The sequence below is a fragment of the Mycobacterium genavense ATCC 51234 genome (assembly GCF_000526915.1).
In the GTDB taxonomy this organism is placed as follows: domain Bacteria; phylum Actinomycetota; class Actinomycetes; order Mycobacteriales; family Mycobacteriaceae; genus Mycobacterium; species Mycobacterium genavense.
On the sequence record NZ_JAGZ01000001.1, the window covers coordinates 634,681 to 655,887 of the forward strand.

20 protein-coding genes and 2 pseudogenes are annotated in these 21,207 nt (G+C 68.0%); 11 read left to right on the forward strand and 11 right to left on the reverse strand.

All coding sequences use genetic code 11. The annotated features are described in order from the left end of the window. Window positions 1-27: 27 nt before the first annotated feature. From T428_RS0103175 to T428_RS0103205, 5 genes and pseudogenes are all read right to left on the reverse strand, one after another. Window positions 28-702, reverse strand: coding sequence for a methyltransferase family protein (locus T428_RS0103175; RefSeq protein ID WP_025735323.1), 675 nt, complete (start codon window positions 700-702; stop codon window positions 28-30). Continuing rightward, window positions 699-2,330, reverse strand: coding sequence for an ABC transporter permease (locus T428_RS0103180; RefSeq protein WP_025735324.1), 1,632 nt, complete (start codon window positions 2,328-2,330; stop codon window positions 699-701). The genes T428_RS0103175 and T428_RS0103180 overlap by 4 nt, the downstream gene beginning before the upstream one ends. Then, window positions 2,327-3,245 (reverse strand): annotated as a pseudogene (locus tag T428_RS25350) (ABC transporter ATP-binding protein). The gene T428_RS0103180 and the pseudogene T428_RS25350 overlap by 4 nt, the downstream one beginning before the upstream one ends. Next, entirely contained in the window at window positions 3,235-3,870 is a 636-nt protein-coding gene (locus tag T428_RS0103200; protein ID WP_025735327.1) for a TetR/AcrR family transcriptional regulator, read from the reverse strand. The pseudogene T428_RS25350 and the gene T428_RS0103200 overlap by 11 nt, the downstream one beginning before the upstream one ends. A 91-nt stretch (window positions 3,871-3,961) precedes the next feature. Further along, the gene (locus T428_RS0103205) at window positions 3,962-4,627 is read right to left on the reverse strand and encodes an O-methyltransferase (protein ID WP_025735328.1); all 666 of its coding nucleotides are present in this window, start codon (window positions 4,625-4,627) and stop codon (window positions 3,962-3,964) included. A 203-nt stretch (window positions 4,628-4,830) separates the two neighbouring features. On the opposite strand from T428_RS0103205, the gene sigE reads away from it, so the two are divergent. The 4 genes from sigE to tatB all read left to right on the forward strand — a co-directional run bounded on the left by sigE (window position 4,831) and on the right by tatB (window position 8,151). Further along, window positions 4,831-5,586, forward strand: coding sequence for an RNA polymerase sigma factor SigE (gene sigE, locus T428_RS0103210; RefSeq protein WP_025735329.1), 756 nt, complete (start codon window positions 4,831-4,833; stop codon window positions 5,584-5,586). A 119-nt stretch (window positions 5,587-5,705) separates the two neighbouring features. Then, entirely contained in the window at window positions 5,706-6,101 is a 396-nt protein-coding gene (rseA, locus tag T428_RS0103215) for an anti-sigma E factor RseA (RefSeq protein WP_025735330.1), read from the forward strand. Between the two features lie 128 nt (window positions 6,102-6,229). Next, on the forward strand, window positions 6,230-7,756 hold the full coding sequence (gene htrA / locus T428_RS0103220; protein ID WP_025735331.1) for a serine protease HtrA: 1,527 nt from the start codon (window positions 6,230-6,232) through the stop codon (window positions 7,754-7,756). Then, window positions 7,756-8,151 (forward strand): Sec-independent protein translocase protein TatB, encoded by a 396-nt coding sequence (tatB, locus tag T428_RS0103225; RefSeq protein ID WP_025735332.1) that lies wholly within the window; start codon window positions 7,756-7,758, stop codon window positions 8,149-8,151. The genes htrA and tatB overlap by 1 nt, the downstream gene beginning before the upstream one ends. 99 nt (window positions 8,152-8,250) lie before the next feature. Here tatB and T428_RS0103230 read toward each other — a convergent pair whose 3' ends face one another. The 5 genes and pseudogenes from T428_RS0103230 to T428_RS0103250 all read right to left on the reverse strand — a co-directional run bounded on the left by T428_RS0103230 (window position 8,251) and on the right by T428_RS0103250 (window position 13,322). After that, window positions 8,251-9,396 carry an Mrp/NBP35 family ATP-binding protein gene (locus tag T428_RS0103230; RefSeq protein ID WP_025735565.1) on the reverse strand — a complete coding sequence of 382 codons (1,146 nt, stop codon included), beginning with the start codon at window positions 9,394-9,396 and terminating at the stop codon, window positions 8,251-8,253. Between the two features lie 45 nt (window positions 9,397-9,441). Next, window positions 9,442-10,731, reverse strand: coding sequence for a lytic transglycosylase domain-containing protein (locus T428_RS25355; RefSeq protein WP_084298593.1), 1,290 nt, complete (start codon window positions 10,729-10,731; stop codon window positions 9,442-9,444). Between the two features lie 160 nt (window positions 10,732-10,891). Then, entirely contained in the window at window positions 10,892-11,401 is a 510-nt protein-coding gene (locus tag T428_RS0103240; protein WP_025735333.1) for a DUF1003 domain-containing protein, read from the reverse strand. Then, window positions 11,400-12,708 (reverse strand): annotated as a pseudogene (locus T428_RS0103245) (magnesium transporter MgtE N-terminal domain-containing protein); the annotation flags it as partial. The pseudogene T428_RS0103245 and the gene T428_RS0103240, both read right to left, overlap by 2 nt. A 59-nt stretch (window positions 12,709-12,767) precedes the next feature. Continuing rightward, window positions 12,768-13,322, reverse strand: a complete 555-nt coding sequence (locus T428_RS0103250; RefSeq protein ID WP_425411979.1) for a DUF4190 domain-containing protein — start codon at window positions 13,320-13,322, stop codon at window positions 12,768-12,770. An 85-nt stretch (window positions 13,323-13,407) separates the two neighbouring features. Between T428_RS0103250 and T428_RS0103255 the strand changes: the two genes are divergently transcribed. From T428_RS0103255 to T428_RS0103280, 6 genes are read left to right on the forward strand one after another with little or no spacing between them, the layout of a single operon-like run. After that, entirely contained in the window at window positions 13,408-13,953 is a 546-nt protein-coding gene (locus tag T428_RS0103255; protein WP_025735336.1) for a YflT domain-containing protein, read from the forward strand. Next, entirely contained in the window at window positions 13,950-15,353 is a 1,404-nt protein-coding gene (locus T428_RS0103260) for an extracellular solute-binding protein (protein WP_025735337.1), read from the forward strand. The genes T428_RS0103255 and T428_RS0103260 overlap by 4 nt, the downstream gene beginning before the upstream one ends. Continuing rightward, window positions 15,350-16,249, forward strand: a complete 900-nt coding sequence (locus T428_RS0103265) for a carbohydrate ABC transporter permease (protein ID WP_025735338.1) — start codon at window positions 15,350-15,352, stop codon at window positions 16,247-16,249. The genes T428_RS0103260 and T428_RS0103265 overlap by 4 nt, the downstream gene beginning before the upstream one ends. After that, window positions 16,239-17,075, forward strand: coding sequence for a carbohydrate ABC transporter permease (locus T428_RS0103270; protein WP_025735339.1), 837 nt, complete (start codon window positions 16,239-16,241; stop codon window positions 17,073-17,075). Before T428_RS0103265 ends, T428_RS0103270 begins: the two co-directional genes overlap by 11 nt. A 4-nt stretch (window positions 17,076-17,079) precedes the next feature. After that, window positions 17,080-18,252, forward strand: a complete 1,173-nt coding sequence (locus T428_RS0103275; RefSeq protein WP_025735340.1) for an ABC transporter ATP-binding protein — start codon at window positions 17,080-17,082, stop codon at window positions 18,250-18,252. Next, window positions 18,249-18,863 (forward strand): suppressor of fused domain protein, encoded by a 615-nt coding sequence (locus tag T428_RS0103280; protein WP_025735341.1) that lies wholly within the window; start codon window positions 18,249-18,251, stop codon window positions 18,861-18,863. The genes T428_RS0103275 and T428_RS0103280 overlap by 4 nt, the downstream gene beginning before the upstream one ends. A gap of 18 nt (window positions 18,864-18,881) precedes the next feature. Here T428_RS0103280 and corA read toward each other — a convergent pair whose 3' ends face one another. Further along, entirely contained in the window at window positions 18,882-19,976 is a 1,095-nt protein-coding gene (corA, locus tag T428_RS0103285) for a magnesium/cobalt transporter CorA (protein WP_025735342.1), read from the reverse strand. A 211-nt stretch (window positions 19,977-20,187) separates the two neighbouring features. Between corA and T428_RS0103290 the strand changes: the two genes are divergently transcribed. Continuing rightward, on the forward strand, window positions 20,188-21,177 hold the full coding sequence (locus T428_RS0103290; RefSeq protein ID WP_025735343.1) for a malate dehydrogenase: 990 nt from the start codon (window positions 20,188-20,190) through the stop codon (window positions 21,175-21,177). Window positions 21,178-21,207: the final 30 nt, after the last annotated feature.

Sequence of the window (21,207 nt, forward strand, 5' to 3'; positions counted from 1 at the left end):
CTTACCCTAGAACGGTTCCGCCGTGGCCTACCAGACGTAGGGCAGCAGACGGTAGCGCACCCGTTGCGTGTGTTCGCGGTACCCGGGCAGTTGCTCGGTCAGCAGCTTTTCTTCGTCGAGGATGCGCAGGACGATCACCGCCTGGGCGGGGATTACGAACAGCAGTCCCCAATAGGAGCCGAGCGCCAGCGGGATGCCGATCATCATGACGAAGTTGCCGACGTACATCGGGTGCCGCACGTGTTTGTAGACGCCGCTGGATACCAGCGTCTGACCCGATTCCACCCTGACCGTCGCTGCGGCGTAGGCATTCTGGGCGACCACCAGCATCGCGATGCCGAACCCGATCGCGACCAACCCATCGCCGAGCAGCGACACCCAGCCGGGCACTCGCGACCAGCCCATCCGGTGGTCGTAGGCACTGAACACCAGCATCGCGGTGAAGGCCACGAACGCGCCGGTGATCAAGGCCTTCTGCAGTGTTCGCCCTTCGGCCCCCGGGCCGGCGTGCATCCGGCGCTCCAGCGCGGCGGGGTTGATGCGGTACAGGTAGATCGTCGGCGGGATCGTCGCCACCATGGCGGTCGCGATGAAGGCCCATGCCTGCCAATAGTCGAGCGTCCCGGCCGGTAAAAACAGCAGCAGCCCCAGGACGGCCAGCCCGATAACAGTGGACGCGGTCGCCCGAACGGCGGTGTTCATGAGCGCATGTCCCTTCGACGGAATGCCATGACTCCCAACGTGATCAGCGCCGCGTCGATGACCAGCAGCCACAGCAGCGGCACGGCGCTGAAGCCGTCGCCGACCCGCGGAACATGGGCGAACGGCTCGAGATCGAGGATCCATTGCGGGAAGCCCGCCAGCGAACCGATCAGGTACAGGGCGACGAACCCGATCAGCACCCCCCACGCCACCGGCGTGAAACGTGGTGCGACACCGAACTGCGCGGCGGTCACCGCCGACGCCAGCCAGACGGCCGGCAACTGTGCGGCCGCGGTGCCGATCACGATCGCCGGCTTGCCGCCGACGTCGCCGGCCGCGACGCCGTAGAGCAGCCCGCCCGCCGCCCCGGCGACCAGCATCGCCACCGCCGACCCGAGCAACGCGGTGACCAAATAGATTGTCAGCCAACGAGTTCGGGAGACCGCACCGGCCAGCGTCGTCTCGGCGCGCAGGCCGGATTCTTCCTGGTGCGCTCGCAGCGTCAGCGAGACGGCGAAGGCGGATGCCACCATGCCCATCATGTTGAACGCCACCGCCAGGAAGGCCTCCTCCAACGCGGAGGTGCCGCCCATCCGCGCGACGATGTCGCGGGCCATGCCGCCGCCGATCTCGTCGCCGATGCCATGGACCACGCCGCCCATCACCAGCCCGTACAGGCACAGCCCCACCGTCCACAGCAGCAGTGCGCCGCGGTCCAGCCGCCAGGTCAACCCGAAGACGTTGCTCAACGCCGGCGCCGCGGTGGCCGGGCCGGCCCGCTCGGCGACGAGCCCGGCGCCGACGTCACGGCCGGCCAGCAGTCGATACGCCACGGCGGTCAGGGCGGTCGCGGTGACCAGATGCAGCAGCAGCACCCACCAGCGATCGCCGGCGTACGGCCGCACCTGCAGCGACCAGTCCAGCGGTGAAAACCAGGACAGCGTGCCGGAACTGGCATCGCCGATGGCGCGCAGCGTGAATGCGGCTCCCAGCACCGCGAAGGCCGCACCGCGGGCGAATCGCGCGCTCGTCGACAGCTGCGCGGCCACCGCGGCCACCGCGGTGAACACCACGCCGGAGCCGGCCAGCGCGGCACCGAAGGCCAGCGATCCACCCGCGGGGACGGTGGTGAAGAGCAATCCCGCCGCCCCGATCGCGCCGGTCGCGATCGAGGCGCCGAACGACAGGATCAGCGCTGCGGTGAGGCTGGCGTACCGTCCCACCCCGGTCGAGTCCACCAGCTCGGTGCGGCCGCTTTCCTCGTCGGCGCGGGTGTGCCTGATCACCGTCAGGATGACGGCCACCGCGATCAACACGTGGAACATCCCGGCTTTCCAAATGCCCACCGCGCCAAGGCTGTCGTTGTAGATCTGCCCGTAGAGGGCACGCTGGGCCGGGCTGTCCGTGATGGTCGCCGCGAATGCGGCCCGGGTGGCCTGGGAAGGGTAGACCCTCTCGATGCTTCCGACGTAGACCGTCGCCAACGGCAGTGACAACAGCAGAACCCACAACGGCAGCGAGACCCGGTCCCGGCGCAGGTAGAGGCGCAGCATGCCCTGCGTGCCGGTGAAGTTCGAACCGCGTTGCGGAACAGCATGTTCGGATCGATCCAGCGTTGCGGTGCTCATAATGCCGGGACCCTCTTCTCGCTGTGTCCGGTGTCGTAGTGGCGCAGGAAAAGCTCTTCCAGAGTCGGCGGCTGGCTGACCAGGCTGCGCACACCGGCGTCGCCCAGCACCCGGATGAGTTCCCCGAGGCTCTCGCTGTCGACCTGTGCACGCAGCGTGTTGCCCTGGCTGCTGACGTCCTCGACGCCCTTGATGCGAGTGAGATCGCGGGGTTGCGGACCATTTCGGCCTTGATGGAGGTGCGGCTGAGATGCCGCATCGAATCCAGTGAACCGCTCTCGATGGCCCGGCCGGCCCGGATGATGGTCACCGTCTGACACAGCGCTTCGGTTTCGGCCAGGATGTGGCTGGACAGCAGGACCGTCACACCGCGATCGCGTGCCTCGGCGACACACTGCTGAAAGATGTTCTCCATCAAGGGGTCCAGGCCGCTGCTTGGTTCGTCGAGCAGCAACAGGCTGGCACGCGACGAGAAAGCCGAGACCCGGGAGACCTTCTGGCGGTTGCCCTTGGAGTAGGTACGCGACTTCTTGGTCGGGTCCAGGTCGAAGCGTTCGATCAGCTCCCGGCGGCGCAGGTCGTCGATGCCGCCGCGCATGCGGGCCAGCAGATCGATGGTTTCACCGCCGGTCAGCGACGGCTAGAGCGTGACATCACCTGGCACATAAGCGATTTGACGGTGCAACTCGACCGCGTCGGTCCACGGTCACCGTCGAGCAGTCGGACGCTTCCGCCATCGGCCTTCACCAGGCCCAACAGGATGCGGATCGTGGTGGACTCGCCGGCGCCGTTGGGGCCGTGAAAGCCGTGCACTTCGCCTTGCCGCACCGTCAGGTCGAGCCCGTCCAGCGCCCGCACCGCACCGAAATTTTTTGTGAGGTTGCGGATTTCGATTGGCGCGATATCAGCCGGCATGGGTTCCTCCTTGATCTTCGGCCAGGAACGCGTCGTACATGGTGTGGTCGACCATCAGGCCCTCGGTGTAGAGCTCGAGGGCCGGCAGCACCATATCGCGGGCGTAGTCGCGCAGGACCGTCCGCAAATCTGTTGGGTTGTCGTGCATTTGGATGTAGAGCAGAAACGCTCCGCCGTTGTTCAAGCCCATGTATCTGGCTCGGGCCTTTGGATCGCGGCTGGGCTTGATGATGCCGTTGCGCACCCCTTCGTCGAGGTACTGCTCGGCGTTGTCGATCATCTGCTGCCACAACTTCTTCGCCAGGTCACCGCCGGACTGCATGCTGCGCACCAAATAGGCCATCAGCGGCGCGTAGGACTCGATCTCGGCCATCTGCGCCAGCCAGGTGGCTGGATCGTTGGTCTGCATCGCCTCGGACTTGCCGATGCAAACCTCTTCGGCGACGTAGTCGTCGCACGCCTTGCGCAGGCCTTCCTTCGACCCGAAGTGATGGATGACGAGAGCGGCGCTGACGCCCGCGGCCTCGGCGATGGTGCGCAGCCCGACCGAGAAGCCGCGCTGGGCGAACTGCTCGATCGCCGCGTCGCGGATCCGGGCGGCGGCCGTCAAGTCGGCTGAACGCATGTTCAGTACACTAAACACACGTTCAGCCGACGGTCAAGGGGACACCCCCGTAAGGGATGCGTAAATGTTTTTTTGGTCGGTGTTGTGCCCGCTAGTCGCGGACCGCGGCCAGCACGCCGTCGCCCAGCGGCACCATCGCGGGCGTCAGCCGCTCGTCCTCGGCGATCAAGCGGGCCGCCTCCCGCACCGCGACCACGTCGGCGTCGCGCGCCGCGGGATCGCCGGCCCGCCCGCCCAGCGCCGCACCGTGCACGACGATGATCCCGCCGGACCGCAGCAGCCGCACGCCCTCGACCACGTAGTCGGGCTGGTCGATCGGGTCGGCGTCGACGAACACCAGGTCATAGGACTCGTCGGCGAGCCGGGTGAGGACCTCCTGGGCGCGGCCGCTGATCAGCCTGGTGTGCGACGGGCCGATTCCGGCCTCGGAGAAGGCTTGCTTGGCCAGCCGCAGATACTCGGGCTCGATGTCGATCGTGGTCAGCACGCCGTCGTCGCTCATGCCCGACAGCAACCAAAGCCCGCTGACCCCGGCGCCGGTTCCCACCTCCGCGACCGCCTTGCCGCCGCTGAGCTTGGTCAGCAGGCTCAGCAGTGCGCCGACCGCCGGCGTGACCGCCCCGGCGCCGATGTCGACGGAGCGTTCGCGGGCGCCGGCCAGGATCGCATCCTCGGATATCGACGCCTCCGCATGCGCGGCAAGTGCGTCGGCCCGACTGGGGGCCACCTGGCCGGGGGTTTCGTCGCTGCCGTCCATGCCCGCAGCGTATTGCATGCCGGCCCGCCGCCCGCCAGGCGCGCGGCGAGTCGGACCGTTTCCGACACGCCCGGATGGACCCGCGCGGCCAACGTCACTCCCTTCCGGATATGCCCTGCTTACGCCAGGTAACGAAAAGGTTTCTCAGCCAAACCTCAGATTGCTCCTATACCGCGCATACGCCGATGGGCGACGGTGTCGGTATGGAACGTGGAGGACGTTGGGCGGGGAATACGGATTGGCAACTTCGTGTTGCCGTCGATGACGATCTGCCGTCACTTGGCAGGGCAAATGATTCGGACGATTCGATCAACACCACTCTCTTGAGCCCGAACACCATGTCGCACGCCCAGGAACTTCCCGACGACGAATGGGTGGAGCCGGCCGAGGGGTTACAGGGTACGGCGGTGTTCGACGCGACCGGGGACAAGACCACCATGCCGTCGTGGGACGAGCTGGTGCGTCAACACGCCGACCGGGTGTACCGGCTGGCCTACCGGCTGTCGGGCAACCAGCAGGACGCCGAGGACTTGACCCAGGAAACCTTCATCCGGGTTTTCCGGTCGGTACAGAACTATCAGCCCGGCACGTTCGAGGGCTGGCTGCACCGCATCACCACGAATCTGTTCCTCGACATGGTGCGGCGGCGGGCCCGCATCCGGATGGAAGCGTTGCCGGAGGACTACGACCGGGTCCCGGCCGACGAGCCCAACCCCGAGCAGATCTACCACGACGCGCGCCTGGGCCCGGACCTGCAGGCCGCACTGGATTCGCTGCCGCCGGAGTTTCGTGCCGCGGTCGTGCTGTGCGACATCGAAGGTTTGTCCTACGAGGAGATCGGCGCCACCCTGGGCGTCAAGCTGGGCACCGTCCGCAGCCGGATCCACCGCGGACGTCAGGCTTTGCGCGACTACCTGGCCGCGCACAGCGAGCCGGAAACCCGCGCCAAATCGGCCTAGACCGGTTTCGGACGCGGCCCGCGGGCCCGATAATCATGCGATTTCGCAAGTTCCAAAGCGGTGCGGGGCACCTTGTCGCGCTACATTCGAGGGGTACGTGGCAGCGAAAGGAGCTGGTGATGGCCGACCGGGGACATGTGTTCCGCCGCGCGTTCTCCTGGCTCCCCGCACAGTTCGCCTCCCAGAGCGATGCGCCGGTCGGCGCGCCGCGCCAATTCGGGTCGACCGAGCATCTGTCCGTCGAGGCGATCGCCGCGTTCGTCGACGGCGAGCTGCGGATGAACGCCCACTTGCGGGCGGCCCATCACCTGTCGCTATGCCCGCAGTGTGCGTCCGAAGTCGATGACCAGAGCCGGGCGCGCGCCGCGCTGCGTGACTCGCACCCGATCCGCATCCCCAGCACTCTGCTCGGGATGCTGTCGCAGATTCCGCATTACCCGCCGGACGACACGCCCTCGCCGGCAACCGACCGTTTCGCTGATCGCGATGCGCGCGACCAGCGCAAGCGCCGCTGACGCTCGGGTCACCCCAGCTCGGCCGGCAACGGTGGATACTAGGGTGGACACGGACAAATCTGTGCCTGGTGCTCGCCCTGGACCGGGGCCCTGTGCGAGGCCGTTTCTAGCACTCAAGTAGAGGATTCATGAGCTCCGACCAAGACTCCCAGCAAGGGCAAGACGGCGGCGACAACGGAGCCAACCGCCTGGCGCCGCGCCCCATTTCCCGGCCGCCGGTCGACCCCGCGGCCCGTCAAGCCTTCGGCCGCCCCGCCGGGCTGCGGGGATCGTTCGTCGCGGAGTGGGTGCGCCCGTCGAAGTACCGGGACCAAGGCGAGTTCACTCCGCAGGATCAACGCCGCGACCCGGTGCTGGAGGAGGCCTTCAGCAAGCCCGCCGGCGGCACCGAGACCTTGCAGCGCCACCCGATCGACGCCACCGCGCTGGCGGCCGAGCAGAACGGTTTCGACGAGGACGAGGCCGACGATCCGTGGCGCGACCCGGCCGCGGCGGCCGCACTGGGTACCCCGGCCGTCGCCCCCACCGCGGCACACACGCCGTCGGGGTACGCCGGCAAGCTGGGCGTGCGCGACGTTTTATTCGGCAAGAAGGTGTCCTACCTGGCCCTGACCGTCCTGTTCGTCATCGCGCTGGCCATCGGCGCCGTCGGCGGGCTGATCGGCAACAAGACCGCCGAGGTCGTCGAGGCGTTCACCACCTCCAAGGTCACGTTGTCGACCAACAACAACACCGAAGAACCGGCGGGCCGCTTCGCCAAAGTGGCTGCGGCGACCGCTAATTCGGTGGTGACCATCGAGTCGAAGAGCGAACAGGAAGGCATGCAGGGTTCCGGCGTCGTGATCGACGGGCGCGGCTACATCGTCACGAACAACCACGTGATCTCCGAGGCCGCCAACAACCCCAGCCAGTTCAAGACGACCGTGGTGTTCAACGACGGCAAGGAGGTGCCCGCCAACCTCGTCGGTCGTGACCCCAAGACCGACCTGGCCGTGCTCAAGGTGGACAACGTCGACAACCTCAGCGTGGCGCGACTCGGCAACTCCGACAAGGTGCGCGTCGGTGACGAGGTGCTCGCCGCGGGTGCACCGCTGGGCCTGCGCAGCACCGTGACGCACGGCATCATCAGCGCCCTGCACCGCCCGGTCCCGCTGTCCGGCGAGGGCTCCGACACCGACACCGTCATCGACGCCCTGCAGACCGACGCCTCGATCAACCACGGCAACTCCGGTGGCCCGCTGATCGACATGGACTCCCAGGTGATTGGCATCGACACCGCAGGAAAGTCCTTGTCCGACAGCGCAAGTGGGCTCGGGTTCGCGATCCCGGTGAACGAGGTCAAGTCGGTGGCGCAGACGCTGATCAAGGACGGGAAGATCGTGCACCCGACGCTGGGCGTCAGCACCCGCTCGGTGAGCAACTCGATCGCGGCCGGCGCCCAGGTCGCCAACGTGAAGGCGGGCAGCCCCGCGCAACGGGGCGGCATCCTGGAGAACGACGTCATCGTCAAGGTCAGTAACCGCAAGGTCGCCGACGCCGACGAATTCGTGGTCGCCGTGCGCCAACTGACGATCGGCCACGACGCCCCGGTCGAGGTGGTCCGCGGCGGCCGCAACGTCACCCTGACCGTCAAACCCGACGCCGACGGCGGCTGATGTTCGCCAACGTGGGTTGGGGGGAGATGCTCGTCCTCGTCGTGGTCGGGCTGGTGATCCTCGGCCCGGAACGGCTGCCCGGCGCGATTCGCTGGACCTCCACCGCGCTGCGCCAGGCCCGCGATTACCTCAGCGGCGTCACCAACCAGCTGCGCGAGGACATCGGCCCCGAGTTCGACGACCTGCGCGGCCCGCTGAGCGAGCTGCAGAAACTGCGGGGCATGACGCCGCGCGCGGCGCTGACCAAACACCTGCGGGACGGCGACGATTCGCTGTTCACCGGCAATTTCGAGCGGCCGGTCAACGGGACCCCGCAGTCGTCGACGCCGAACGGAAACCCGACGTTCGGGGTCGGCCAGCCCGGCCCGGCGCCGTTCGACACCGACGCCACCTGATCGTGGGGCGCCCTTCGGCGCTGCGAGCGTAAGCACACTGCGAATTTCGCGACCCGGAGTCGCTGCCCGTTTACGCTCGCGGCGAGTGACCGGCCGGTCTTACTTGCGCGTCGGGTCCAGGCCCAGCGACACGCCGGCCAGGCCGCGCTTTCGCGACGACAGCTTGTCGGCGATGCCGCGCAGTTCCTTGCCCACCGACGAATCGGGTGCGCTGAGCACGATCGGCACACCCGAATCACCGGCGGCGACCACCGCCGTGTCCAGCGGGATCTGACCCAGCAGCGGCACGTCGGCCCCGACCGCGCGGGACAGCCGCTCGGCGACCTGCTCGCCGCCGCCCTCGCCGAAGACATGCATGGTCGAGCCGTCCGGCAGGACCAGCCCGGACATGTTCTCGACGACGCCGACGATGCGCTGCCGGGTCTGCAGCGCGATGCTGCCGGCGCGTTCGGCGACCTCGGCGGCGGCCAGCTGCGGCGTCGTCACCACCAGGATCTCGGCGTTGGGGATCAGCTGAGCCACCGAGATGGCGATGTCGCCGGTGCCCGGCGGCAAGTCGAGCAGCAGCACGTTCAGATCACCCCAGTCGACGTCGGCCAAGAACTGCTGCAACGCGCGGTGCAGCATCGGCCCGCGCCACACCACCGGGGTGTTGCCCTCGGTGAACTGCGCGATCGAGATGACCTTCACCTCGTGGGCGATCGGCGGCAGAATCATCGACTCGACCTGGGTGGGCCGGTCGGTGGTGCCCATCATCCGCGGGATGGAATGGCCGTGGATGTCCGCGTCGAGCACGCCGACCGACAGTCCGCGGGCGGCCATCGCGGCGGCCAGATTGACCGTGACGCTGGACTTCCCGACGCCGCCCTTCCCGGACGCGACCGCGTAGACCCGGGTCAGCGAGTTGGGCTGGGCGAACGGGATGACGGGCTCGCTGGCGTCGCCGCGCAACTGCCTGCGCAGCTCGGTGCGCTGCTCGTCGTTCATCACGTCCAGGCTGACCTTCACCACCCCGGTACCGGGGACGTCTGCGACGGCCTGGCCGACGCGCTCGCTGATCTCGGTCTTCTTGGGGCATGCGGCGGTGGTCAGGTAGATCTCGACGTGCACGCCGCCGTCGGGCGCAATGTCGATGCTCTTGACCATGCCGAGTTCGGTGATGGGACGCCGCAATTCGGGGTCGATCACCTTGCCCAGCGCGGCGCGAACGGCGGCGTTCAGATCGGGGGAGTCATGACCGGACATCACCGCCGAGTGTAGGCGGCCCGGCGATCGGGCTGGTGGCAGGCGTCAGCCGGCCGGAGCGGGCGCGGGCTGCGGCGGCGCCGGTGGCGGCGGTGCCTGAGGCGCCCAGGGCGGGGCGTTCGGCGGCGGCGGTGGCGCGAACGGTGCGGGCGGCGGCGCGAACGGTGGCGGCGGGAACGGCTGCGGACCCAGCTGCGGCCCACCCGGCGGCGGGGTTTGCGAGCTGATGCAGATCACCGTGCACCCGGGCATGTGCCCGATCGTCGGCGCCTGGCTCGGCGGCGGCGTCATCCAGGGGAACATCGGCGAGGTCGGGTTGAGCTGCTGCGGCTGACCGGTCAAGTCGATCAATGGCATCCGCGCCATCGGGTCGTCTTGCGGCAGGCCGATCATGTTGATCGGCAGGCCCGGCCCGAGGCCCTCGGGGTGCTCGTCGTGGGCGTTGCCGAGCGGGGGCGGCGGGCCGGTGATCGGCGGCAGATCAACCGGAACCACGCCGGTGGCATAGGCCGCGGCCCAGCCAAGCACGTTCTGGGCGTAGGCCGTCGAGTTGTTGTAGCGCAGGATCGAGGCCATCACCTGCGCCGGGTCGCGCAGGTTGAGACCGCCACTGCACAGGTAGCGGGCGGCGGTCAGCGTGGAGTCGAACAGGTTCTGCGGGTCGGCGACGCCGTCGCCGTCACCGTCGGAGGCGTACTTCGCCCAAGTGCCGGGCAAAAACTGCATGGGCCCCATCGCGCGGGCGTAGGTGACGCGGTTGCCGACGCTGCTGGAGATGACGACCTCGTTGTCGGGCAACGTGCCGTCCAGGGACGGGCCGTAGATCGGGGTGACCGCGGTGCCGCGGTCGTCGACGGCACCGCCGCCGGCATGCCCGGACTCGATGCGCCCGATTCCGGCCAGCAGGTTCCAGCTGACGCCGCAGGCCGGGTCGGACACGCTCATCTTCTGTTCAGCGTTGCGGTACGCGGTCAGCGCCATCATCGGAATGCCCAGCGCGCCAGGCGCATTCACCACCCTCGGCGGCGGGGCCGAGGAGGCGCCCGCGGCGACGTGAAAGGCGGTCGGCGCCCGGTCGATGGCGATGACCACGGGTCCGGACAGGTCGGGGACGGAGGGCGACACGGCTGCGACCGGGGTGATGACCGCGTGCAGCGACGGGATGGGGCTCTTTGCCTGACCCCGGAGCGGCTCGGGCGTGGCGCCGACGGCACCCGCGAACACCAGCGGACTGATCACCGCGACGCTGAAGGCCTGTGCCCGAGATACCGGAAGCCTCAGCTTCCGCACCGCCGCGACGGCCGGCCGGGCACCCAAGCGACCGCCTATGCGCACTCCACCGTCCTAAGTATGTGGGCCGCCGGAGACCCTGTGAGCTGCCGGAACCTGTTCTTAGCCTCGTGAACTAGATCACCATACATAACTCTTGTGACGGGAGTGGAGCAATGGCGGATTCGGTATTCACGGGGATCTCTTAGTGGTCGGGACCAGCTGTTCACCGCCGGGCCGGCGGCTCCTCCAGCGGGATTTGGCGGTCCGGTCCGGTCAGCAGGGCCCGCAGTTCGTCCAGCTCGTCGCGCAGGTATTCGCGGGTGGCCACTTCACCGATCGCCAGCCGCAGGGCGGCCAGCTCGCGGGACAGATACTCGGTGTCGGCTTTGGTCTGCGCGGCCCGGCGACGGTCCTCGTCGAGGGCGACCCGGTCCCGGTTCTCCTGACGGTTCTGGGCCAGCAAGATCAGCGGCGCGGCGTAGGCGGCCTGCGTGGAGAAGGCCAGGTTCAGCAGGATGAACGGGTAGGGGTCGAAGCGCAGGCTCGCCGCGGTCAGGTTGATCGCGATCCAGACGACCACCACGACGGTCTGCAGCAGCAGGTAGCGGCCGGTACCGAAGAAGCGCGCGATGGCCTCGGTGCTCTGGCCGACCGCCTCGGGGTCCACGCGCAGTGACAGCCCACGCGATGTCCGCGGGGTGTACAGCCGCCGCACCGGCGCCGATTTGCTCACGAGGCCCCCTCAGTTGCTTCGGTGCCTCGGACGGCGGCGGTCAGCTCTTGGGCTTGTGCGCGCCAGTCGTGCGGCAGTAGGTGGTCGAGCAGATCGTCGACGGTGACCGCCCCGAGCAGGTGGCGCTGGTCGTCGACGACGGGTCCGCACACCAGGTTGTAGGCGGCGAAGTAGCGGGTCACCGAGGCCAGTCGGGTTTCCGGTGTCAGGGTGAGCAGATCACTGTCGACGATGCCGCCGACCAACTCACTGGGCGGTTCGCGAAGGAGCTTCTGCAGCGGGACGCAGCCCAGGTACTTCCCGGTGGGCGTGGCTGTGGGCGGGCGCGTGACGAACACCATCGACGACAACGCGGGGGTGAGGTCGGGATCGCGGACAAGCGCCAGCGCTTCGGCCACCGTGGTGTCGGCGGTCAGCACCACCGGGTCGGACGTCATCAACCCGCCCGCGGTGTCCGGCGAGTGCTTCAAAAGCCGTCGCACCGGGGCGGATTCGTCGGGATGCATCCGGGCCAGCAACAGCTCGGCATCCGTCGGGTTCAGCTCGCTCAGCAGGTCGGCGGCGTCGTCGGGATCCATCTCCTCGAGCACGTCGGCCGCGCGCTCGGTGCCCAGGTGCGCCAGCGCGTCGGCCTGTTCCGACTCGGGCAGCTCCTGCAGGATGTCGGCCAATCGCTCGTCGGACAGGGCCTTGAACACCTCGGTGCGTCGCTTGGCCGGCAGCCCGCGGATGGCGTCGGCCACGTCGACCGCGCGGCGCCCCTCGAATTGGTTGAGCAGCTGCGCCACCGCCTGGCCCGGCATCGCCAGCGCCGACGGTGTCAATCCGTGCACGCTTTGCCAGTCGACCACGTGCGCCGGGCCGCGCCGTCCAAGTCGACGCTGGCTGCGCACGGCGATCCTGGTCACCAGCCAGTCGAGGGTCCGGGACTGCTCGATTCCCAGGTCGGTGATCACCACCTCGCGGCCGAGCAGCTCCGGTAGTTCGGGGTCGTTGACCGTGACGGGAGTGTCGAGGATCTGACCGATCGCCAGCACCTCGCCCGGACGCTGTTCGAAGTGGCGCAGCGACACGCTTCCGGTGTTCAGCGTCACGGCGCTGGGCTCGATCGCGGCGACCCGCAGGATCGGTATGAAGATGCTGCGGCGGGTCGCCAAATCGACCACCAGGCCCAGCACCCGCGGTTGCTGGCGGACGATGCTGATGCTGATCACGACATCGCGGATGCGGCCGAAGTTTTCGCCCATCGGCCCCAACACAAACATCCGCGCCAGCCGCGCCACGTACACCCTGTTGACCGATGCCATGGGAGAAAGCCTAAGCAGCCGTTCGCGCGATGGCAGCCAACCGGCTCTGGCGCGCCCCCCTAATGGAAATGCACCGCAAAAATCATCACGATCAAACCCACGAGCAGGGTCGCGACGCCGATCACAATGCCGGCGATGGCCATGCCGTAGCCCTCTTGACGTCTCCGCTTGATCTGGTCGAGCGCGATGGTGCCCAGCACGATGGCCGCGATGCCGCCGATGCAGCAGAACAAGCCGGTGAACGACGAGATCAGCGCCGCGATCGCCATCGGGTTAGTGCCCGAGCGGACCGCCTCGGGCGACCAGTGATCACCCGGATAGTCCGGGTAGTAGCCGCCGGGATATGGCGGCGGACCGTAGCCCGGTGGCGGGCCACCGGCTGGCGGGTAGGGCGGGGCACCGGGCGGCTGCTGGTAGCCGAACGGCGGGGTGAACCGCGGGTAGTCGAGTGGGCAGCCGGGCGGCGGGTAGGGCGGGGGCGGATATTCCGGATATTGCGTGGGGGGTGGCGCTGCGGGGGACTCCCAGGCGGCCGCCCATCCCGGCTGCTCGTGGTTCTCGTCACTCCCCGCCCGTGCGGCGTCTTCGCCGCTGTCGCCGCCGGGAGCTGTCATGCTGTTCAACCTAGCCTGCAGGCCGCCCCGCCACGGTGGTAGGGCCGAGGTGAAACGACCGCCACGGCGTAGCAGAATGAGCCTGATGACTAGTCCTTTCCAGCCTGGCCAAGTCCCCGGCTCGACGCCCAGCGGCGCGAGCGCGGGCCGGCGCGGTGTACCGCAGTTGCCGACGCCGCCCAAAGGCTGGCCGGTGGGCTGCTATCCCACCTACGCCGAGGCGCAGCGCGCGGTCGACTATTTGTCCGAGCAGCAGTTCCCGGTGCAGCAGGTCACCATCGTCGGCGTCGACCTGATGCAGGTGGAACGGGTGACCGGCCGGCTGACGTGGCCGAAGGTGCTCGGTGGCGGGGTGCTCAGCGGGGCCTGGCTCGGGCTGTTCATCGGGTTGGTGCTCGGCTTCTTCAGCCCGAACCCGTGGGGCGCGCTGGCCACCGGTTTGGTCGCCGGAGTGTTCTTCGGCTTGATCACCTCGGCTGTTCCGTACTCGATGGCCCGCGGCACCAGGGATTTCAGCTCGACCATGCAATTGGTCGCCGGGCGCTACGACGTACTCTGCGATCCGCAGAATGCCGAGAAAGCTCGGGATCTGCTTGCCGCGCCTGGCGATCTGACGGCAGCTTGGCGGTGAGTCGCCGCGGGCGGGTGCGCCGAGTAGGTGCAGTCGTGCTGGCGGCGCTGGCCACCGCGCTGTCCGGCTGCGGGTCCGGCCCCACCGGGCTGGTGGTCACCTTCTACACCCCGGCCGCCGACGGCGCGACGTTCGCCGAAGTCGCCCACCGCTGCACCCAGCAGGCCGGGGGCCGCTACACCGTGCAGCACGTCAGCCTGCCCCGAGCCCCCGGCGCGCAGCGGTTGCAGTACGCCCGCCGGCTCGCGGGCGGTGACCGCACGCTGGACGTGATGTCGCTGGACGTCATCTGGACAGCGGAGTTCGCCGAAGCGGGCTGGGTGTTGCCGCTGTCCGACGACCCGGCGGGTCAAGCCGAGGCCGACGCCGCCGCCGACACGCTGCCGGGCCCGCTGGCCACCGCCGGCTGGAAACACCGGCTGTATGCCGCACCTCTCACGACGAACACTCAATTGCTTTGGTACCGGCCAGATTTGGTGCATCAGCCGCCGCACGACTGGGACGGCATGGTCGCCGAGGTGGCCAGTTTGCACGCCGCCGGTAAGCCCAGCTGGATCGCGGTACAGGCCAGCCAGGATGAGGGGCTGGTGGTGTGGTTCAACACGCTGCTGGTCAGCGCCGGCGGCCAGGTGCTCTCCGAGGACGGCAAGCACGTCACCCTGACCGACACTCCCGCGCACCGGGCCGCCACCGTCAGCGCGCTGCGCATCCTCAAGGCGGTGGCCACCGCGCCCGGAGCCGACCCGTCGATCGACCGCAGCGACTCCAGCACGGCGCGGCTGGCCGTCGAGCAGGGCAACGCCGCGCTGGAAGTCAACTGGCCCTACGTCCTGGCGTCGATGCTGGAAAACGCGGTCAAGGGCGGCGTGAATTTCCTTCCGCTGAACCAGAATCCGGCCCTGGCCGGCAGCATCAACCAGTTCGGCAGCTTCGTGCCCAGCGACGAGCAATTCCGCATCGCGTATCAAGCCGCCCAGTCGGTGTTCGGCTTCGCCCCCTACCCCGGTGTGGTGCCGGGGCGTCCGGCGAAGGTGACGATCGGCGGGCTGAACCTCGCGGTGGCCGGCACCACTCGGCACAAGGCCGAAGCGTTCGACGCGATCAGGTGCCTGCGCAGCCCGCAGAACCAGAAGTACATCTCGATCGCCGGCGGCCTGCCGGCGGTGCGCACCTCGGTCTACTCCGACCCGCAATTCCAGGTCAAGTATCCGATGCACACGATCATTCGCCAGCAGCTGACCGACGCCGCGGTGCGCCCGGCGACGCCGGCCTACCAAGCGGTGTCGATCCGGCTGGCGGCGGCGTTGAGCCCGATCACCGAGATCGACCCGGAACGCACCGCCGACGAGCTCGCCGTGCAAGTGAAAAAGGCGATCGAGGGGAAGGGGCTGTTGCCGTGACCCGCCCGCCCGAGCGGCGACTGGCCTTCGTCTTGGTGGCGCCCGCCGCGACCCTGATGCTGGCGGTGACGGCCTATCCGATCTGCTACGCGATCTGGCTGAGCCTGCAGCACAACAATCTGGCCACCCCGAACGACACCCGATTCATCGGTTTGGGCAACTACCAGACGATCCTGACCGACCGGTATTGGTGGACGGCGCTGGCGGTGACGCTGGCGATCACGGTCATTGCGGTGTCGCTCGAGTTCGTGCTCGGGCTGGCGCTCGCGCTGGTGATGCATCACACCCTGATCGGCCGGGGCGTGGTTCGTACCGCGGTGCTGGTGCCATACGGCATCGTGACCGTGGTCGCCGCGTACAGCTGGTACTACGCCTGGACGCCGGGCACCGGCTACCTGGCCAACCTGCTGCCGCACCTGTCGGGATTTCCTCAAGCGCCGCTGACCGAACAGATTCCGTCGCTGGGCGTCGTCATCTTCGCCGAGGTCTGGAAGACGACGCCGTTCATGTCACTGCTGTTGCTGGCCGGGTTGGCGCTGGTGCCAGAGGATCTGCTCAAGGCCGCGCAGGTCGACGGCGCCGGTGCCTGGCGGCGGCTGACCAGGGTCATGCTGCCGATCATCAAGCCGGCCGTGGTGGTCGCGCTGCTGTTCCGCACCCTGGACGCGTTCCGCATCTTCGACAACATCTACGTGCTGACCGAGGGCAGCAACAACACCGGCTCGGTGTCGATGTTGGGCTACGACAACCTGTTTGAAGGCTTCGACGTAGGCCTCGGCTCGGCGATCAGCGTGCTGATCTTCGTGTGCGTGGGCATCATCGCGCTGGTCTTCATCAAAGTGTTCGGTGGCCACCAACTTGAATCAGCCCCGGGCGGTGACGTCGATGGGCGCTGAATCCGGCGCGCGTCGCACCGCGATGTGGGTCGCCATCGATGCGGTGGTCGTGGTGTACGCGCTGCTGCCGGTGCTGTGGATTCTCAGCCTGTCGCTGAAGCCGACGTCAATGGTGCGGGACGGCAAGCTGATTCCGTCGTCGGTCACCCTGGACAACTATCGCGGCATCTTCCGCGGCGACGTCTTCACGTCGGCGCTGGTCAACTCCATCGGAATCGCGTTGATCGCCACCGCGATCGCGGTGGTCCTCGGCGCGATGGCGGCCTACGCGATCGCGCGGCTGACCTTTCCCGGCAAGCGGCTGCTGATCGGCGCCACGCTGCTGATCACCATGTTCCCGGCGATCTCGTTGGTCACCCCGCTGTTCGAAATCGAGCGCGCTGTAGGGCTTTTCGATACCTGGCCCGGGCTGATCCTGCCCTACATCACCTTCGCGTTGCCGCTGGCCATCTACACGTTGTCGGCATTTTTCCGGGAGATCCCCTGGGATCTGGAGAAGGCGTCCAAGATGGACGGTGCCACGCCGGGGCAAGCCTTCCGCAAGGTCATCGTTCCGCTGGCGGCACCCGGACTGGTGACCGCGGCGATCCTGGTGTTCATCTTCGCCTGGAACGACCTGCTGCTGGCGCTGTCGCTGACCGCCACCAAGGCCGCGATCACCGCGCCGGTGGCGATCGCGAACTTCCCCGGCAGTTCGCAATTCGAGGAGCCGACCGGATCGATCGCGGCCGGGGCCATCGTGATCACGGTGCCGATCATCGCCTTTGTTCTAATCTTCCAACGACGGATTCTCGCCGGGTTGACCTCAGGGGCGGTGAAGGGATAGCGCGATGGCCGAGATTGTGCTGGAGCACGTCAACAAGAGTTACCCCAACGGGCATACGGCGGTGCGCGACCTGAACCTCACCATCGCCGACGGCGAGTTCCTGATCCTGGTCGGCCCGTCCGGCTGCGGCAAGACCACCACGCTGAACATGATTGCCGGCCTTGAGGATATCTCCTCGGGTGAGCTCCGCATCGGCGGTGAACGGGTCAACGAGAAGGCGCCGAAGGACCGCGACATCGCGATGGTGTTCCAGTCCTATGCGCTGTACCCGCACATGACGGTCCGGCAGAACATCGCGTTCCCGCTGACGCTGGCCAAGATGAAGAAGGCCGACATCGCGCAGAAGGTCGAGGAGACGGCGAAAATCCTTGACCTGAGCGAGCTTCTGGACCGCAAGCCCTCCCAGTTGTCGGGTGGGCAACGGCAGCGGGTCGCGATGGGCCGGGCCATCGTGCGCCATCCCAAGGCGTTCCTGATGGACGAGCCGCTGTCCAACCTGGACGCCAAGCTGCGGGTGCAGATGCGTGGCGAGATCGCCCGGTTGCAGCGCCGGCTGGGCACCACCACCGTCTACGTCACCCACGACCAGACCGAGGCGATGACGCTGGGGGATCGCGTCGTGGTGATGCACGGCGGTGTGGCCCAGCAGATCGGCACGCCCGCGGAACTCTACGAACGCCCCGCCAATCTGTTCGTCGCGGGATTCATCGGCTCGCCCCCGATGAACTTCTTTCCCGCCACCCTCACCTCGTCCGGGCTTACGCTGCCCTTCGGGGAGGTGATGTTGGCCCCCGACGTCCAGGACGTGATCGGGCAGCACCCGAAACCCGACAACGTCATCGTCGGGGTGCGGCCCGAGCACCTGGCCGACGCCGCGTTGATCGACGGCTACCAGCGCATCACCGCGACGACCTTCGAGGTGAAGGTCGACCTGGTCGAATCGCTGGGGGCCGACAAGTACGTGTACTTCACCACCGCGGGCGCCCCCGTGCACGCCGCGCAGCTCGACGAACTCGCCGCGGAGTCGGAGATCGCCGAAAACCAATTCGTGGCAAGGGTTCCCGCCGAGTCGAAGGCCACCATCGGCCAGTCCGTCGAATTGGCCTTCGACATCGCGAAACTCGTCGTGTTCGACGCCGATTCCGGGGTGAACCTGACCATGCCCGCCGGGCAGTGACCCAAATCCTGGACCAGGTGCGGGCGCACCTGCGCGACCACTTCGCGACGACAGGGCAGTGGGGCGAACCCGATTCGGCGAGCGTGACGTTCCTGGGCACCGAGCCCATGGAGGTGCTGCGCTTCCGCGCGAAAGACGGTTTGGTGCAATACGTGTCGCTGGGGTGCGCACGCCACCCGATGGGCGACTTGACCGAGATCGTCGTCGACCCGCAGCGTGGGCCGCGCGCCGAAATCACACTCTGTCTGCGAGATCCCGGGCCGGCCACCGGAATTGCCCGCAGCCTGGCGGTACTGGCGACCTCGCCGGCCGTCGACGGGGTTGTGCTCGTTCCCGACGCGTTGATCGATCTCGGCGCGCCGCTGTGGGAGTGGGCCTCCACAAGACCGTGGCGGGTGCCCTGCACGGCCGTGCTGTTGGGCCGCAGCGACATCGCCGATCTGCCGCTGGAACCGCCACGCGACCCGGTGACCTTTCTGTCGGCGACGCCGATCACCGCGACCGAGGCGGCGTGGGTGCGGCTCAAGGGCGCCGAGGCCATGCGCCAGGCCTGGCACAGCGACGGCATCGACGTGATGGACCTGAATCGTCGTGCGGCACAACCGAATTGAGATCGAGCCGACAGCGGGCTAAAGCCAGTTGTTCCTGCGGAATTGGAAGTACAGGTGCAGGCAAAAGGCGACCATGACGCTGACCACCGCCGGGTAGCCCCAGTGCCACTTCAGCTCGGGCATGAACTCGAAGTTCATGCCGTAGATGCCGGCGAACATGGTGGGCACGGCGACGATACCCGCCCAGGCCGATATCTTGCGCATGTCGCTGTTCTGCTGCATGCCGACCCGGGCCAGCGCCGCCTGTATCAGCGAGTTAAGCATGTCGTCGTAGCCGGCGATCTGGTCGGCGGCCTCGGAGTGGTGATCGCCGACGTCGCGCATGTAGCGCCGCACTTCCTTGGAGATCACGTCCTTGTTCTCCACCTGGATGCGGTGGAATGCGTTGGACAGCGGGTTGACGCAGCGGCGTAGCTCGACGACCTCACGCTTGAGCATGTAGATCGGTTCGACGTCGAGCCCGCGGCCCGGCGCGAACGCGACCTCCTCGATGCTGTCGATGTCGGCTTCCATCAGCCGGGTCACCTCGAGGTAGTGGTCCACGACGTGGTCGGCGATCGCGTGCATCACCGCGAAGGGGCCCAGCATCAGCTGTTCGCCCTCGGCTTCCATCTGCTTGCGCACGTCGGCCAGCCCGCTGTGTTCGCCGTGGCGGACCGTGACCACGAAGTCCTTGCCGACGAAGACCATCACCTCACCGCTCTGCACGATCTCGCGCGCGAGCGCGACCGATTCGTGCGGGACATACTGGACCGTCTTGAGCACCAGCACCAGCGTGTCGTCGTAGCGTTCCAGCTTGGGTCGCTGGTGTGCGCACACCGCGTCTTCGACGGCCAACGCGTGCAGCCCGAAAACGTCGGCGACTTCCTTCATTTGGACCTCGTCGGGCTCGTGCAGGCCGACCCAGACGAACGCCTCATGCCCCAGCATCTCGATCTGGTGCACCTTGCTACACGCGGCCGTGTAGCTGAACTTGCCGGGCAGCCGGTGGCCGGCGACATACACCCCGCAGTCGACCAGGGCCTCGTGGGGCTCGGGGTGTTCGATTTCGGGACGCGGCTCGTGCGCGATCGTGCGTAGCGCCTCCGGCAGCGAGTCGAAAGCCTCGAACACCTCGAACCTCCAATCCCGGCGCAGGTGTGGCAGAGCGGTGCTCAATGCTACGCGTACAGCTAAAACGCCGGATGAAACGGCGCGCGATGGCCACGCTTGCGCGACGGGCGACCCCGACCTCGCGGCAGCGTCGGACCGGAGGTTTCCGGCTAGCAACGGTGCGCTAGTTTCGACCCGAAGCAAAACGCCTCTCCATAAGGAGCCATTCGACGTGAGCGCAACTCCTCTGAAGGTCGCCGTCACCGGTGCCGCCGGTCAGATCGGCTACAGCCTGTTGTTCCGCCTGGCCAGCGGCTCCCTGCTGGGGCCCGACCGCCCGATCGAACTGCGGCTGCTCGAGATCGAGCCCGCGCTCAAGGCGCTCGAGGGCGTGGTGATGGAGCTCGACGACTGCGCGTTTCCGCTGCTGTCCGGCGTCGCGATCGGGGCGGACGCCAACAAGATCTTCGACGGCGTGAACCTGGCCCTGCTGGTCGGTGCGCGGCCGCGCGGCCCGGGCATGGAGCGCAGCGATCTGCTGGAGGCCAACGGTGCGATCTTCACCGCGCAGGGCAAGGCGCTGAACTCCGTTGCCGCCGACGACGTCCGCATCGGCGTGACCGGTAACCCGGCCAACACCAACGCGCTGATCGCGCTCAGCAACGCCCCCGACATCCCCAAGGAGCGGTTCTCGGCGCTGACCCGCCTGGACCACAACCGTGCCATCTCGCAGCTGGCCCGCAAGACCGGTGCCCCGGTCACCGACATCAAGAAGATGACGATCTGGGGCAACCACTCGGCCACCCAGTACCCGGACATCTTCCACGCCGAGGTCGGCGGCCGCAACGCCGCCGAGGTCGTCAACGACCAGAACTGGATCGAGAACGACTTCATCCCGACCGTCGCCAAGCGCGGTGCGGCCATCATCGACGCGCGGGGCGCCTCGTCGGCCGCCTCGGCGGCCTCGGCCACCGTCGACGCCGCCCGCTCCTGGCTGCTGGGCACCCCGGACGGTGACTGGGTGTCGATGGCCGTCTACTCCGACGGCTCCTACGGCGTGCCGGAGGGCATCGTGTCGTCGTTCCCGGTGACCACCTCCGGCGGCAACTGGTCGATCGTGCAGGGGCTGGAGCTCGACGAGTTCTCCCGCGGCCGGATCGACAAGAGCACCGCCGAGTTGGTTGCCGAGCGCGCCGCGGTCACCGAGCTGAAGCTGATCTGACTGGAGTGTGACCCAGTCGATAGGGCTACT

Bases quoted from the DNA above. Each gene is read 5' to 3' on its own strand.
- T428_RS0103175 (WP_025735323.1), bottom strand. From the start codon at position 702: ATGAACACCGCCGTTCGGGCGACCGCGTCCACTGTTATCGGGCTGGCC.
- T428_RS0103180 (WP_025735324.1), bottom strand. From the start codon at position 2,330: ATGAGCACCGCAACGCTGGATCGATCCGAACATGCTGTTCCGCAACGC.
- T428_RS0103200 (WP_025735327.1), bottom strand. From the start codon at position 3,870: ATGCGTTCAGCCGACTTGACGGCCGCCGCCCGGATCCGCGACGCGGCG.
- T428_RS0103205 (WP_025735328.1), bottom strand. From the start codon at position 4,627: ATGGACGGCAGCGACGAAACCCCCGGCCAGGTGGCCCCCAGTCGGGCC.
- sigE (WP_025735329.1), top strand. From the start codon at position 4,831: ATGGAACGTGGAGGACGTTGGGCGGGGAATACGGATTGGCAACTTCGT.
- rseA (WP_025735330.1), top strand. From the start codon at position 5,706: ATGGCCGACCGGGGACATGTGTTCCGCCGCGCGTTCTCCTGGCTCCCC.
- htrA (WP_025735331.1), top strand. From the start codon at position 6,230: ATGAGCTCCGACCAAGACTCCCAGCAAGGGCAAGACGGCGGCGACAAC.
- tatB (WP_025735332.1), top strand. From the start codon at position 7,756: ATGTTCGCCAACGTGGGTTGGGGGGAGATGCTCGTCCTCGTCGTGGTC.
- T428_RS0103230 (WP_025735565.1), bottom strand. From the start codon at position 9,396: ATGTCCGGTCATGACTCCCCCGATCTGAACGCCGCCGTTCGCGCCGCG.
- T428_RS0103250 (WP_425411979.1), bottom strand. From the start codon at position 13,322: ATGACAGCTCCCGGCGGCGACAGCGGCGAAGACGCCGCACGGGCGGGG.
- T428_RS0103255 (WP_025735336.1), top strand. From the start codon at position 13,408: ATGACTAGTCCTTTCCAGCCTGGCCAAGTCCCCGGCTCGACGCCCAGC.
- T428_RS0103270 (WP_025735339.1), top strand. From the start codon at position 16,239: ATGGGCGCTGAATCCGGCGCGCGTCGCACCGCGATGTGGGTCGCCATC.
- T428_RS0103275 (WP_025735340.1), top strand. From the start codon at position 17,080: ATGGCCGAGATTGTGCTGGAGCACGTCAACAAGAGTTACCCCAACGGG.